The sequence below is a fragment of the Serratia sp. CY44782 genome (assembly GCF_052168715.1).
Taxonomy (GTDB): Bacteria; Pseudomonadota; Gammaproteobacteria; order Enterobacterales; family Enterobacteriaceae; genus Serratia; species Serratia nevei.
In genome coordinates this window covers 334686-348348 of sequence record NZ_JBJNME010000003.1, presented here as the reverse complement: position 1 = coordinate 348348, position 13663 = coordinate 334686, and the positions used below count along the sequence as shown (strand labels likewise).

Genomic DNA, 13663 nt, shown 5'->3' with positions numbered 1-13663 from the left:
TAGAGTAGAGATTTTGGCGATGAATGAAAAGGGGCAAAGCGGGTCAGCGCTGCGCCCCCGGGCGGTAATAGAGCGCCGAGACGGTATCGGCCACATAGCGGGCCTGGTGGCGAGCGTCATCCAACGCACGATGCGGCATGCCTTCGAACGGGCGAGTCTTTTTCGGGTTAAAGCCGTGCAGTTCCGCCAGCGTGATCACCGTGCGCACGTCTTGTGTATCCCAGAATTTCCACGGGCAGGGCATTTCCAGCTGCTGGAAGGCGTGCTCGAGGATCGCGCAGTCGAACTCTTTACCGTTGCCCCAGACTTTCACCGTATCCGTGCTGTTCATATGGATAAAGCGGCTGAGGCTGCTCAGTACGCGCTTCAGGCTCTCTGTGCCGCCGAAGGCTTGCTTGCGCGCTTCATCGGACTGTTTTGCCCACCAGGCGACCGTATCCAGGCTGATGGTACGGCCCGGTTGGTCTTTCTGGCTGCTGACGGCGGTTTCGAATTCGGCACCCAGCTCCCCGGTTCGGGGATCGAAAAACACCGCTGCCACCACCAGAATGACGGCGCTGGGTTTTATATCCAGGGTTTCAATATCTAACATCAGATGGTGCATCGGCGTTTCCGGTGGGGGCGTGGTGGCTTAATGTTACTACAGAACGTGCGCCAATGCGGCCGGTGCGCACATGAAATCCTTTTAAAGCACCGCGTTCAGGTTATGATGCTCGGGATACTCTTGTCAGGTTGGTTGCTATCGGTGAGAACGCTTATCTTTATTCTGTGCATGGTTGGCTACTTGCTGTTGCTGGGCTACCTTAGCGTGTTTGTCACGGACAAGATCTGTGAGAAGGCGGGCAACTACACCAAAATATGTCGCATCGTAGACATTTCCGAACCCCATATCCCCAAATAACGCCATTCTTACCCCAGATAGTCAGTGGTAATCAACGGGGTCAGGATGGCCGCCAGCGCCGTGAGAGCACCCCATTGCCGCCAACCCAGCCGTGCCAGCCAGTCATGCTGCTGCGGGGGCGTTGCCAGTTGCCCGACGGCCACGGCGCCGGTAAGCAGCAGCGTCAGAATCAGTAGAACCAGGCCGCGGCTCACTAACGTGAACTCGACATGCAGCACATTGGCGTAATACAGGCGCATCAGAATAAAGTAGCTCAGCAAAATCCAGGCGAAAACGACATTTTTCTTGAGCACCTGTTGCAGCATCAACGCGAGGAACAGGCTGTGAAACAGCGACAGCAGCGGGGCTTCGATCGGATACCGAACGCAGACGTTGTAGACCGCCATGTAAATGTTGAAAACCAGCAGGATATAGATCACGTAAATATACCAGCCGTAGATCACTTTGAGCTTTTTCGGGCTCGGCGGCAGGGCGAGTGCGTCCGGTTTCATTAATGCCTCCTGATGATGCCCGGCAAACGCTGCGGTTGAAGACGGCGCGGCGGCATCGTAATTTAAAATTCACAGGGTATATATCACCCGCGCGCTAAATGACGATTAAACACAGGATCGGCTTTATTTCCGCGCTGGCCTGGAACTCTTTTTCTCTCGCGGGGTCGGTTGGCGTGCGACTATTTGGCGGTTTCTGCACCATGGTGAAAGACGTAATATATTGATATGAAAGATTATAAAAACACTTCGGGCACTAAGATTCTGCTGCTGTTCAGCCTTGCGTTTTACTCGCTGTTGCCGCCGCTGTTGACGGCGGCCGTGTTCAACCGTTTCAATCTTAACCCCTTCGCGATCGTCAAATTTTTGCACTTTAACCCGTTTTTGGCCGACCGGGGCATACCCGGTTATCAAACTTTCTTCTACTTGCTGATGCTCTGGTTGGGGATGAATATTTTGCTGTGGGTGCTGGTGTGGGGGACGGGGCGGTTGTATCGGTGCTGGCGAGCGCCGCGCGGCTGATATTTTTCCAAAGGGGAAACGTTGCGCAGGGAAATGACTTTACAATCAATAATGAGACGTATTATCATCTTTTCGCCGGTGAGGGGAAAGGGTTGTCTCCTTCTGTGCCCCCCGAGCCGGCACGACATTGCTCACATTGCTTCCAGTTTTCATGCCAGCCTTGCGCTGGCGTTTTTTTTATCCCACGCCAAAAATCCGCGTCGCCGCGGCCTTTCCTTTTTCATTAGCATGGCTGTTTAAAAAACCAAGCCCGCCGCGAGGTCTGTTGGGGGATTAGAACAGTGAAAACAGCAACACGACCGGCAGGCTCAACGGCCAGGTTAACCCGATGGTCAATGCGCTGATGCAGCGTATTTTGACGGTGTCCCGGCTAACCAGGTAGGTGAAAATCATAGAAACTAACAGACCAATAAAATAACAGTATTGCGTTGCAACCCACAGCGACGACATGAAACCCGATCCCAGTTGTATTTTTACGCGCGAATTCTAGGAGCTTGGCGGGTGATAATCAATGACCAAAGGCCGTTTATTCATACCTTTATCCATAAGAATGCATAATTTATTTCTATAAAGAACGTAGGGTTATTAACGGCTTTCCGGTTATTACAAAAAGAAATCAACAACATAGTTACCGGTAACATTTTGCGTCTGACAAGCCCTCTGTTTGGGGGGGTGCACTAGGTCAGAAAAAAGTCGACGAGGGACGCAGAAAGGGGATAGGACTGTTATCCGTAAATATTATTGATGTATCTGTGGGCGGAAAGGTTAAGGCGGGATAGCGTCAGGTTTCGCTTTCGTGGGCACTTTGAGGGCCGGTTTTAGCGCATCGTCCCGATGCGCTGCTTGCCAGCCAGGGAGGGGGATTTATTGCCGCCGCAGGTTTAATGAATGTTAAGACCGTAGACGAACAGCCACGAAAACAGCAGCGCCAGCAGGCATGCCATAAAAACGATGGAGATCATTTCCTTCACAACTTCATTCCTTTTCCCGGTGAGCTAAATTTACTTCTCTTTGTTTTTGCGCGAAATTTTAGATCGGTATGGGTAAAAATCCTAGTTTTAATCCCGTTTTTTGCTTTGCAAGCTGCGTGGATAGGCCATGGCGATGCCAGGAAATCGCGTGCGTTAACCCGTCGTAGCTATTGCCGAACGCCGCGAGCCTGACTATAAAAAAATGAGGACTGCGTGACGTCGCCGGTAGCAAGGCGTGCCCCTCAAGGGTTGCAGTTCATCTGTCTATAGCGCTTCCCTAAGATGAAGGAGTCGGCAATGAGCACAAAACCCACTATCGTGCTGGTACACGGATTCTGGGGCGGCGCCGCGCACTGGAGTAAGGTCATCCTCGAGTTGTCGCGCAGGGGATATTCGGCGATCCATGCGGTGGAAATGCCGCTGACCTCGTTGGCTGAGGATGCGGAACGCACGCGCAAGATGGTCGCGCAGCAAGCGGGGCCGGTATTGTTGGTGGGGCACTCTTACGGTGGTGCCGTGATCACGGCAATGGGCAACCTGCCTAACGTGGTCGGCCTGGTCTACATCGCCGCCTTTGCGCCGGACGCCGGAGAAAGCCCCGACGGTATTACGCAAGCGCATCCTCCTGCGGCGGTGGCGAATCTGGCCCCGGACAGCGACGGCTATCTGTGGATCAAAGCCGACAAGTTTCACGAGAGCTTTTGCCAGGATCTGACCGCCGACGAGGCGCTGGTGATGGCGGTGGCGCAGAAGGCTCCGCTGGCCGATACCTTCGGTAACACCATCGGCGAACCTGCCTGGAAACATAAACCATCATGGTATCAACTCTCCAGCGACGATCGCATGATAGCGCCGGAGAATCAGCGGCACATGGCGCAGCGGCTGCGGGCTAAGAAAGTTATGGTGCTGGATGCCAGTCATGCTTCGCTGGTTTCCCATGCCGCAGAGGTGGCGGGATTGATTGACGAAGCGGCCGGTTATGAATAAAGCCAGGGCAGAAAGGTAATCAAGGTGACAGCCTGCAACAGAGCATGCCTTCGCTGTCTATTACGCCGGGCTAAAGAGCCGGCGTAATAGGCGCTTATTAAGGATAAGGGTTGATATCGCTATCAAGGGTAATGATGAACATCATCATTAACACCACGAGGGTGGCAATAATGGCGTAGATTTCCGCCTTGCGCATATTGCCTCAGCGTCCGTTAACGCCAATCATTTCGATCGCCGCACGATGCAGCCGCTGAAAATAATCATCGGGCTGTTTTTCTACTTCCTGGATAAGGCTGGCGAGCAGATTCTGTTTGGTTATCTGCTTGTTGGCGGTTAACACCAACAGCACATTTTTGCCGAGCAGGCAGCATATTTGCTTATGGTATTCCTCAACATCGTGCTTACTGAGGCCATAGAGGGTGTAGTCGATCATGATGTGTAACCTGCTGACCGGTAAACGCCCGCTGTAGCGGGCTGAGAAGCCATAGAAAAATAAAGTGAGGCAAATTTCGCTTAGGAAAGGCCTTAAGCGATGAGTTAACGATAACTGAATGGGAATATTCCTATCAAGGCGCGTGAGCGTAGACGTGAATGTTTAGGAATAACCTCAGAAGAACGAATAATAGATAGGGGCGTTCTGGGTAGCGCGACTTATTATTGATGCTGGCGGTGTTCAAAAATTAAACATAGATGGGTAAATATATAATGGCGAAAAAGAAACAGCCGGAAAACGACGTTTTCCGGCTAGGGTGATGCTCACGCAACGTTATTCACACGGTCTGCTTGCGAAACAGTTCGCGGAATACCGGATAGATGTCGTCCGGTTCGCGGATATGTTGCATGGCGAAGTTGTCGAATTTCGCCTGCAGATCCTCATATTCGCGCCACAGCGTTTGATGAGCGCGGCGAGTGATTTCTATGTAGCTATAGTAACGCACCATCGGCAGGATTTTCTTCGCCAACAGCTCATGGCACAGCGGTGAATCGTCCGCCCAGTTGTCACCGTCCGACGCTTGCGCGGCGTAGATATTCCATTGCGCCGGGTCGTAACGTTCTTCGACCACGTCGTTCATCAGCTTCAACGCACTGGAGACGATGGTGCCGCCGGTTTCCTGCGAATAGAAGAACTCCTGTTCGTCCACCTCTTTTGCCTGGGTGTGATGGCGGATATAGACCACCTCGACGTTTTTGTAGGTTCGGCTCAGGAACAGATAAAGCAGAATGTAAAAACGTTTGGCCATATCTTTGGTGGCTTGATCCATCGAACCGGATACGTCCATCAGGCAGAACATCACCGCCTGGCTGGAAGGTTCCGGCCGGCGCTCATAATTTTTGTAGCGCAGGTCGAAGGTGTCGATAAACGGCACGCTTTCGATTTTCTTGCGCAATTCGGCAATCTCTTTGCGTAACCGCTCCTCTTCCAGCAATTGCACCGGTTCGGTGTTTTCCAGCTGGTTCAGCTCGTCTTCCAGTTCGTGCAACGCGCGTCTTTTACCGGCAGTCATGGCGGTACGTCGCGCCAGCGAGTTTTGCAGCGATCGCACGACGCTGATATTGGCCGGCACGCCGTTGGCGGTATAGCCGGCGCGGTGGGTTTTGAACTCGGTCAGCTGCTTATACTGGTTCTTTTTCAGATTGGGCAGGGCGAGATCTTCGAACAAAAGATCGAGATACTCGTCTTTGGAGATCTGGAAAACGAACTCATCCTGACCTTCACCATCCTGGCTGGCGTTGCCCTGGCCGCCGCCACCGCCTGATCCGCCCTGAGGCCGCTCAACGCGATCGTTCTGCACGAAGTGGTCGTTGCCCGGATGAACGCGATGGCGCGTACCGCCGCGCCCCTGATGAAACATCGGTTCGTTGATGTCGTCAGTGGGGATGGAGACGGACTCCCCGCTGTCTACGTCGGTGACCGAACGCTTGTTGATGGCTTCGGCAATCGACTGTTTGATTTGCGACTTGTAACGACGCAAGAAGCGCTGGCGGTTCACCATGCTCTTGTTTTTGCCGTTTAGCCGTCGGTCAATGAAATAGGCCATACTTCCCCCAAACGACGTTGCCAACTCTTCATGTCCCGGCCGCTGTAGCGCAATGTGCAGCCCCTCCGTGGGCTGCGCTGCAACGTCCATGACTGTGGACATGGCCCTGATAATGCCGCTACCTGAGGCGTTATGAGGATTTTCTGACCCGCAGATACCATTCACACAGCAGGCGCACCTGCTTACGGGTATAGCCTTTCTCCATCATACGGTCGACGAAGTCGTCGTGTTTTTTCTGCTCGTCCGTCGAGGTTTTGGCGTTGAACGAAATCACCGGCAACAGCTCTTCGGTATTGGAGAACATTTTCTTCTCGATCACGGTGCGCAGCTTCTCGTAGCTGGTCCAGTTCGGGTTACGGCCGTTGTTATTGGCGCGGGCACGCAGCACGAAGTTCACGATTTCGTTGCGGAAATCTTTCGGATTGCTGATCCCGGCCGGCTTTTCAATTTTCTCCAGTTCGGCGTTCAGGGACTCGCGGTCGAACAGCTGACCGGTGTCGGGATCGCGATACTCCTGATCCTGGATCCAGAAGTCCGCGTAGGTCACGTAGCGATCGAAAATGTTCTGTCCGTATTCCGAGTAGGATTCCAGATAGGCGGTCTGGATCTCTTTGCCGATAAACTCGGCGTATTTCGGGATCAGGTAGCCTTTCAGGTGCTCCAGGTATTTCTCGGCCAAATCCTGCGGGAACTGTTCGCGTTCGATCTGCTGCTCCAGCACATAGAACAGGTGCACCGGGTTAGCCGCCACCTCGGCGTGATCGAAGTTAAACACCCGCGACAGGATTTTAAAGGCGAAACGGGTAGAGAGACCGTTCATGCCTTCATCAACCCCGGCGTAATCGCGGTACTCCTGATAGGACTTGGCTTTCGGATCGGTATCCTTGAGGCTTTCGCCGTCATACACGCGCATTTTCGAATAAATGCTCGAGTTTTCCGGCTCTTTCAGCCGCGACAGCACGCTAAACCGCGCCAGCGTCTCCAGGGTGCCCGGCGCGCAAGGCGCGTGGGTCAGCTCGCTGTGATCCAGCAGCTTGTCGTAAATCTTGATCTCTTCCGACACGCGCAGGCAGTAAGGCACCTTGACGATATATACGCGATCGAGGAACGCTTCGTTATTCTTGTTGTTGCGGAAGGTCACCCACTCGGACTCGTTGGAGTGCGCCAGAATAATGCCGTTGAACGGCAGGGCGGAGATGCCTTCGGTGCCGTTGTAGTTGCCTTCCTGGGTCGCCGTCAGCAGCGGATGCAGCACCTTGATCGGCGCTTTGAACATCTCGACGAATTCCATTATCCCCTGGTTGGCGCGGCACAGTGCGCCGGAGTAGCCGTAGGCGTCCGGATCGTTCTGCGCGTGATTCTCCAGTTTACGGATATCCACTTTACCGACCAGCGCCGAGATATCCTGGTTATTCTCATCGCCCGGTTCGGTTTTGGCGATGGCGATCTGTTCCAGAATGGAAGGGCGCACTTTCACGACTTTAAACTTGGTGATGTCGCCGCCGAACTCATGCAGGCGCTTGGCCGCCCACGGCGACATGATGGTGCCGAGATAGCGACTCGGGATATTGAACTCTTTCTCCAGGATCGAGGCATCTTCCTGCGGATTGAACAGGCACAGCGGATGATCGTTGACCGGGCTACGTTCGCCGTTGGCGCTGAGGGTGTAGATGGGCACGCGCTGCATCAGCGCCTTCAGGCGTTCCGCCAGCGAGGATTTACCGCCGCCCACCGGGCCGAGCAGGTACAGGATCTGTTTCTTCTCTTCCAGGCCCTGGGCGGCGTGTTTCAGGTAAGAGACGATCTGTTCGATGGCCTCTTCCATGCCGTAGAATTCTTCGAAGGCCGGATAGCGTGCGATCACGCGGTTGGAGAACAGGCGCGACAGGCGTGATTCTAGCGCAGTGTCGACCATCACAGGTTCACCGATAGCCATCAGCAGACGTTCGGCCGCGTTGGCATAGGCACTGCGATCTTGCCGGCAAATGGTAAGAAATTCCTGCAGTGTGAACTCTTCGTCCTTGGCAGCTTCGTAGCGCTGGCGATAGTGGTCAAATATGTTCATGATGCCCGTCCTTTCGTTATTAGCACAGGTTAAAGAGAGCGTGTGATAGTGTTCTGGCTCCCGAAAGATGAGAATACGCCTGAGTACAGCAACCCGTATGCCAACTTGGTGCGCTTATTATCGCGAGTTGCGCTGTATGCCACTGGGCCCAGGATAAATTCACCTTCTGATTTAAGCTTAGTTTGCTTGCCGGAAAATTTCCTGCCGCAGAAAAAGCTTTTTTTAAGTCATATCAATGACTCAGTTATTACGGTGGGAGCCAAATGCCTTGTCTGGCGCGGCCTGCGGGATGAAACGTCATCGTTCCGCCATGATTAATTCATAATTCCGCTATAAGTTATTCGATCTTGGTCGTTTTCTATTGTAAAGATTAGGCACGTAACTAAATTTTCACATAAACTATTGCGGCTATTAACCCTGTAATTTATGGAAAAAGAACCAGTGAAGATTTCAAAACTCAAAACGCTAGCAATTATCGCTTCCGCAATGGTTTGTGCGCAAAGTGCTCAGGCGGGAACCTGGTCACTCGGCGCTGCCGCGCTGGTTAGCCCGGACGCGTATCGCGGTTATCAGGACCGCGTTTATCCGGTGCCCGTCATCAACTATGAAGGTGACGATTTCTACTTCCGTACTCTGACCGCAGGTTACTACCTTTGGAAAGATCAAGAAAATCAGCTGAGCATCATGGGTTACTACACGCCATGGGGCTACCGTCCTGGCGACAGCGACGACGATCGCATGAAGCGTCTCGACAAACGCCGCGGCACGCTGATGGCCGGCCTGGCCTATTCGCACAACGCAGAGTGGGGCACCCTCCGCACCACCTTCACCGGCGACACGCTGAACAACAGCAATGGTCTGGTGGGCGATGTGGCTTACCTGTACAAGTTTGATCTGGACGCGCTGACGCTGGTCCCAGGCGTGGGCGTAATGTGGAACAGCAAAAACCAGAACAAATATTACTATGGCGTCAGCGCCAATGAATCTCGCCGCAGCGGCCTGGACAGCTACACTCCAGGCGATAGCTGGGCGCCGTATCTCGAACTGAGCGCCAATTACCAGATCAACAAAAGCTGGAACGCCTTCTTCGTCGGTCGCTATGTGAAGTTGTCTGATGAAGTGAAAGACAGCCCGATGGTGGATAAATCCTACACCGGTTTGTTGATGACGGGTGTGAGCTACACCTTCTAATCACGCATTGCACGAACATCGTGCATGGTGGGCATCAAAAAGGGGCGCTAGCGCCCCTTTTGCACATCTGTGGTGCGCTGCCGCGCACGATTTTTCAAGCCTGCTTACGGCTGCGGAAGGTAACGCCCAAACGAGCAGGTTGTTCACCGGCGGCGACCAGCGGTTTGCTGACGCGCCCAGTCTCAACGCAGACCATGGTTTTGTAGCCGTCGTTCGGCATATCCCCCATGCTGCATGAGAGTTCTACGCCCGGGTTCCAGGCGATAACGTCACTCATATGATGGTGGTGAACCTCGATGGTGCGCGTGAGCGCCGGATCGCGGATCAGGCTGAAGGCCTCGGGGCAGGTGTAGACGCGATCGGTTTGGCCGATGAAGGTCACTTCGCCTGTCTGGCGCGCCTCTGCGCCACCCGCTACCTTGTCGATATAAGGCTCGCCCAGGCCCGCCACGCTAACCCGGTCGATGTCGCCCACCTGGAAGTAGCTGTGCAGCGCCGCCGTGGCCTGATAGTCACCGTGCGATTCCAGTTCGATCTCGCACTCTTCACCCAGCTTGAAACGGGCAATCAATGTGAAGGCGTGTGGCCACAGTTTGCGGGTCTGCTCATTGTCTTTCAGCGTGAAGGTCAGGATGACGCCGTTGTCATCTTCATCGTGCGCCGTCAGGCTCCAGGGCTGGTTGCGGGCAAAACCGTGAGAAGGTTGCGCTACCGGGCCAAACCACGGCCAGCAAATTGGCACGCCGCCGCGGATGGCCTTGCCTTTGGCGAATGGGGTGTTATTGCTGAGCCAAATCACCGGCTGCTCACCGCTGGGCTGCCAGGCCAGCAAATGGGCGCCTTGCAGCGCGACGGCCGCACGGACTTTAGGGTGCGAGACCACAACCACGCCCAGCTCATCGAGTTGACGCTGGCTGATGTAAGGCGAAATCTGTTCGGAAACGGGCAGGGCGAAAATTTTCTCGTTCATTTCATGACCTATTGTTTGCCGGAGATACAAATAAAAAAGGGCGACAAAAATGTCGCCCTCATTATCAGCTTAACATCATGCCATTACTTGGAGATGTGAGCGATCAGGTCCAGAACCTTGTTGGAATAACCGGTTTCGTTGTCGTACCAGGAAACCAGTTTCACGAAGTTGTCGTTCAGTGCGATGCCGGCTTTGGCATCGAACACGGAAGTCAGCACTTCGCCGTTGAAATCGGTGGAAACCACGTCGTCTTCAACGTAGCCCAGAACGCCTTTCATAGAACCTTCAGCGGCGTCTTTGATGGCTTTCTTGATTTCTTCGTAGGTAGCCGCTTTTTCCAGACGCACGGTCAGGTCAACAACGGATACGTTAGGAGTCGGTACGCGGAACGCCATACCGGTCAGTTTGCCTTTCAGCTCTGGCAGAACCACGCCAACCGCTTTCGCTGCGCCAGTAGAAGAAGGGATGATGTTCTGGGATGCGCCGCGGCCGCCGCGCCAGTCTTTGTGAGACGGGCCATCAACGGTTTTCTGAGTTGCGGTGGTCGCGTGAACGGTGGTCATCAGGCCTTCAACGATACCGAAGTTGTCGTTGATGACTTTAGCCAGTGGTGCCAGGCAGTTGGTGGTGCAAGAGGCGTTGGAAACGATGTCCTGGCCGGCATATTTGTCAAAGTTAGCGCCGCGAACGAACATTGGGGTCGCATCTTTGGATGGGCCAGTCAGAACCACTTTTTTAGCGCCAGCGGTGATGTGTTTACGCGCGGTTTCGTCGGTCAGGAAGATACCGGTCGCTTCAGCAACCACGTCAACACCCACTTCGTTCCACTTCAGGTTAGCCGGGTCTTTCTCTGCGGTAACACGGATGGTTTTGCCGTTAACAACCAGGTGGCCGTCTTTAACTTCTACAGTACCGTTGAAACGGCCGTGAGTAGAGTCATACTTCAGCATGTAGGCCATGTACTCTGCGTCCAACAGGTCGTTGATTGCAACGATCTCGATGTCAGAACGCTCTTGAGCAGCACGGAAAACAATGCGACCGATACGGCCAAAACCGTTGATACCTACTTTGATAGTCATATATTCCACCAGCTATTTGTTAGTGAATAAAAGGTTGGTTGTAAAATTACAAAAACCTTACCCAGCGTCAAGCGGAATCGTGTCAATTCTTGCGGCAAGTCAAACCGGAAGGGTGGTTTTGCACGCTTATTGCACAGTCCATTTGCGCTCGGCCTCATCCGTTATATGGGGACAAGCCGCCAAGTATAAAGTCAGCATACGCAAGATGTGTGATCGCTATCACATATCATCGTGACGTGGCCTTTATGGGCTACAGTTTAGGCCAAAAACCCCTGCAGCGGTGTTAATTTTTTGTTATTATTAATCATTGTTTTCGTTGACATTATCCACATTCAGAGATAAGCACAAATGGCTAAAGAGACAACCCCCGGTCATCCGGTCACGGAACTGAATGAAATCCAACGTTATGTGACGCAACAGCGCGGCACCGAAGCGCCGTTCAGCGGCAAATTGCTGCACAACAAGCGCGAGGGCGTGTACCATTGCCTGTGCTGTAACCAGCCGCTGTTCTATTCCGAAACCAAATACGACTCCGGCTGCGGCTGGCCGAGCTTTTATGAGCCGGTTTCCGCCGATGCAATCCGTTATCTTGATGATAATTCACATAATATGCACCGTGTTGAAATCCGCTGCGGCCATTGCGATGCGCACCTGGGGCACGTTTTCCCCGATGGCCCGCAGCCAACCGGCGACCGCTATTGCGTCAACTCCGCCTCGCTGAGTTTCACCGATGGCGAAAATGGCGACCAAACGGCCGGCTAAGTGGTAATTTAACCAACAAAATCGATTCAGCTAATTATTCATCCGTAAGCGAGAAGGGCTCTGATGGACGTGAAAGATCTGATTGCGGCGATGACGCCCGAGATATACCAGCGCCTGGTACAGGCGGTTGAGCTGGGCAAATGGCCGGACGGCGTAGCGCTGACGCCGGAGCAAAAAGAAAACAGCCTGCAGGCGGTGATGCTGTGGCAGTCGATGAACAACGTCGATCCGCAGCACATGAGCATCGGCACCGACGGGCAGATCGTGATGAAGAGCAAGCAAGAGCTGAAGCAGCAGTTCGTTGCCGAGCCGCTGGCCAAACTCAAACCGCAGTAAGGCTGTCCTAAAGCGGGGCGATGGCACCATCGCCCCGTCGGTTCACCGTTTTTCACCCTTGATTCCCAGCGATTCCGCCAGCTGCTGCGCCAGCCGGTTGTTATCGTCCGCGCCGTACTCCCAGAACATCGCCCCTCCCAATCCCTGGCTTTTGATGTACTCGGCCTTGATGGCCACCGAACGCGGGTTCTCGTAGGAGATAGCGAACAGCGGTTTGCCTGCGGCGGATTGCAGCGTCAGGTAAGGTACCTTGGCGTCGTCATCCCAGTGCTCGCGAAAACGATGCTGCGGATCGTTGAGCAATTTGCTGACGATATCGTGGTATTTGAAGTAGGTGTCTTTGCCGAGATCCAGCCCCAGCGCGTTGAACAGGGCGGTTTCGCGCGTGCTGAAGTATGGCTGCGTCACCGGATGTTTGGCGGCGTCCGGCTTGTCCCAGTCAATGCCCGCCTCGGTCGCACGCTTCGGTACCCGGCCGTAGAAACCGATGCCCAGGTTCATCTGTGCCGGTTTCAGTCCGGCAGCCAGATAATTCTTTACCACGAAATCGGCGCTGTAACGGTCGGCGGCCGCCACGGTTGGCCAATGCTTTGAGTCGTACAGGTTGGCATTGAAGTACTGCGTGCCGTAAGCCATGTCGTAGGTCATCAGATTGATGTAGTCGAGGTAAGGGGCAATGCCTTTTACATCGACCCATTCCTGCGGGCTTTTGACGTTGGCCCCGACGGCGATGGTTAACAACTTACCTTTACCCAGCGCCTGGTGAAGCTCTTTCAGCAGCAGGGTGAAGTTGTCGCGGTCTGCCGGTTGGCTTTCCACCAGTCCCCATGCGCCGTTCACCGGGTATTCCCAGTCCAGATCGATACCATCCAGCTGATACTGGGCGATCACCTGCAGCGCGGAGCGGATGAATATCGCCCGATTTTCCGCAGTCGCCGCGGCGGCGGAGAAACCCCGTGCGCCCCAGCCGCCGACCGACAGCAGCACTTTCAGCTCGGGGTTCTGTTTGCGCAGCGTCGGTAGCCGTTGCAGATCGGCCATTACCTTCGGCGACAGGTAGATCTGGTGGCGGCGAGCGGGGTCTTTCAACGCCGCATTGGTTTCGTCTTTCTCGCCGTTGTAGATCAGGCCGAACGAATAGTTGAGGTGGGTGATTTGCGTGACGTCCAGCTTGTCGATGTCGCCACCGGGGCCGGCGGTGACGTCGCCGCCGCCGTTGAAGTAGCCGACGGAGAGATAAGCCGCCTGAGCCGTGCCGGCGCCGGCCATAGCCAACTGCACCGCCGCCAGTAAAGGCAGCAGTTTTCGGGTTATTTTCATGTCTTTCTCCTTGGGCCGGCAAGGCCGACCGT

At 54.3% G+C, this 13663-nt stretch carries 15 protein-coding genes; 6 read left to right on the top strand and 9 right to left on the bottom strand.

All coding sequences use genetic code 11. From position 1 onward, the window contains the following. Nucleotides 1-43: 43 nt before the first annotated feature. Nucleotides 44-604: a 3'-5' exonuclease gene (locus tag ACJ8HT_RS07610; RefSeq protein ID WP_197652947.1), complete on the bottom strand. Its 561-nt coding sequence runs from the start codon at nt 602-604 to the stop codon at nt 44-46. A 305-nt stretch (nt 605-909) separates the two neighbouring features. Beyond that, nucleotides 910-1392, bottom strand: a complete 483-nt coding sequence (locus ACJ8HT_RS07605; protein WP_197652946.1) for a hypothetical protein — start codon at nt 1390-1392, stop codon at nt 910-912. Nucleotides 1393-1617: 225 nt separating this feature from the next. Between ACJ8HT_RS07605 and ACJ8HT_RS07600 the strand changes: the two genes are divergently transcribed. Further along, nucleotides 1618-1911, top strand: coding sequence for a hypothetical protein (locus ACJ8HT_RS07600; protein WP_197652945.1), 294 nt, complete (start codon nt 1618-1620; stop codon nt 1909-1911). Between the two features lie 273 nt (nt 1912-2184). Here the strand turns inward: ACJ8HT_RS07600 and ACJ8HT_RS07595 are convergent, their stop codons facing one another. Further along, nucleotides 2185-2361, bottom strand: coding sequence for a GhoT/OrtT family toxin (locus ACJ8HT_RS07595; RefSeq protein WP_033634815.1), 177 nt, complete (start codon nt 2359-2361; stop codon nt 2185-2187). An 818-nt stretch (nt 2362-3179) separates the two neighbouring features. On the opposite strand from ACJ8HT_RS07595, the gene ACJ8HT_RS07590 reads away from it, so the two are divergent. Next, nucleotides 3180-3869, top strand: coding sequence for an alpha/beta hydrolase (locus tag ACJ8HT_RS07590; RefSeq protein WP_197652944.1), 690 nt, complete (start codon nt 3180-3182; stop codon nt 3867-3869). A gap of 202 nt (nt 3870-4071) precedes the next feature. On the opposite strand, the gene ACJ8HT_RS07585 is transcribed toward ACJ8HT_RS07590, so the two are convergent. The 3 genes from ACJ8HT_RS07585 to yeaG form a co-directional block, all read right to left on the bottom strand. Further along, entirely contained in the window at nt 4072-4302 is a 231-nt protein-coding gene (locus ACJ8HT_RS07585) for a hypothetical protein (RefSeq protein WP_049201691.1), read from the bottom strand. Nucleotides 4303-4639: 337 nt separating this feature from the next. Next, nucleotides 4640-5908 (bottom strand): YeaH/YhbH family protein, encoded by a 1269-nt coding sequence (locus ACJ8HT_RS07580; protein ID WP_038877203.1) that lies wholly within the window; start codon nt 5906-5908, stop codon nt 4640-4642. Between the two features lie 130 nt (nt 5909-6038). Continuing rightward, a complete protein-coding gene (gene yeaG, locus ACJ8HT_RS07575; protein ID WP_004932230.1) occupies nt 6039-7973 on the bottom strand; it encodes a protein kinase YeaG in 1935 nt (644 codons plus the stop codon). A gap of 42 nt (nt 7974-8015) precedes the next feature. Here yeaG and ACJ8HT_RS07570 point away from each other — a divergent pair, with 42 nt between their 5' ends. Further along, complete coding sequence (locus ACJ8HT_RS07570; protein ID WP_159108327.1) at nt 8016-8291, top strand: hypothetical protein; 276 nt, start codon at nt 8016-8018, stop codon at nt 8289-8291. Nucleotides 8292-8399: 108 nt separating this feature from the next. Next, complete coding sequence (locus ACJ8HT_RS07565) at nt 8400-9164, top strand: MipA/OmpV family protein (RefSeq protein WP_049201693.1); 765 nt, start codon at nt 8400-8402, stop codon at nt 9162-9164. A 94-nt stretch (nt 9165-9258) separates the two neighbouring features. Here the strand turns inward: ACJ8HT_RS07565 and ACJ8HT_RS07560 are convergent, their stop codons facing one another. Together ACJ8HT_RS07560 and gapA are read right to left on the bottom strand one after the other, a co-directional pair. Continuing rightward, nucleotides 9259-10134 (bottom strand): D-hexose-6-phosphate mutarotase, encoded by an 876-nt coding sequence (locus ACJ8HT_RS07560; protein WP_194573110.1) that lies wholly within the window; start codon nt 10132-10134, stop codon nt 9259-9261. 83 nt (nt 10135-10217) lie between these two features. Beyond that, nucleotides 10218-11213 (bottom strand): glyceraldehyde-3-phosphate dehydrogenase, encoded by a 996-nt coding sequence (gene gapA / locus ACJ8HT_RS07555; protein ID WP_004932222.1) that lies wholly within the window; start codon nt 11211-11213, stop codon nt 10218-10220. A 348-nt stretch (nt 11214-11561) separates the two neighbouring features. On the opposite strand from gapA, the gene msrB reads away from it, so the two are divergent. Both msrB and ACJ8HT_RS07545 read left to right on the top strand, forming a co-directional pair. After that, nucleotides 11562-11975, top strand: coding sequence for a peptide-methionine (R)-S-oxide reductase MsrB (gene msrB / locus ACJ8HT_RS07550; RefSeq protein WP_004932219.1), 414 nt, complete (start codon nt 11562-11564; stop codon nt 11973-11975). 63 nt (nt 11976-12038) lie between these two features. After that, nucleotides 12039-12311 (top strand): YeaC family protein, encoded by a 273-nt coding sequence (locus ACJ8HT_RS07545; protein ID WP_033634809.1) that lies wholly within the window; start codon nt 12039-12041, stop codon nt 12309-12311. A 42-nt stretch (nt 12312-12353) separates the two neighbouring features. Here ACJ8HT_RS07545 and ACJ8HT_RS07540 read toward each other — a convergent pair whose 3' ends face one another. Next, on the bottom strand, nt 12354-13631 hold the full coding sequence (locus tag ACJ8HT_RS07540; RefSeq protein WP_197652943.1) for a glycoside hydrolase family 18 protein: 1278 nt from the start codon (nt 13629-13631) through the stop codon (nt 12354-12356). Nucleotides 13632-13663 lie beyond the last annotated feature (32 nt).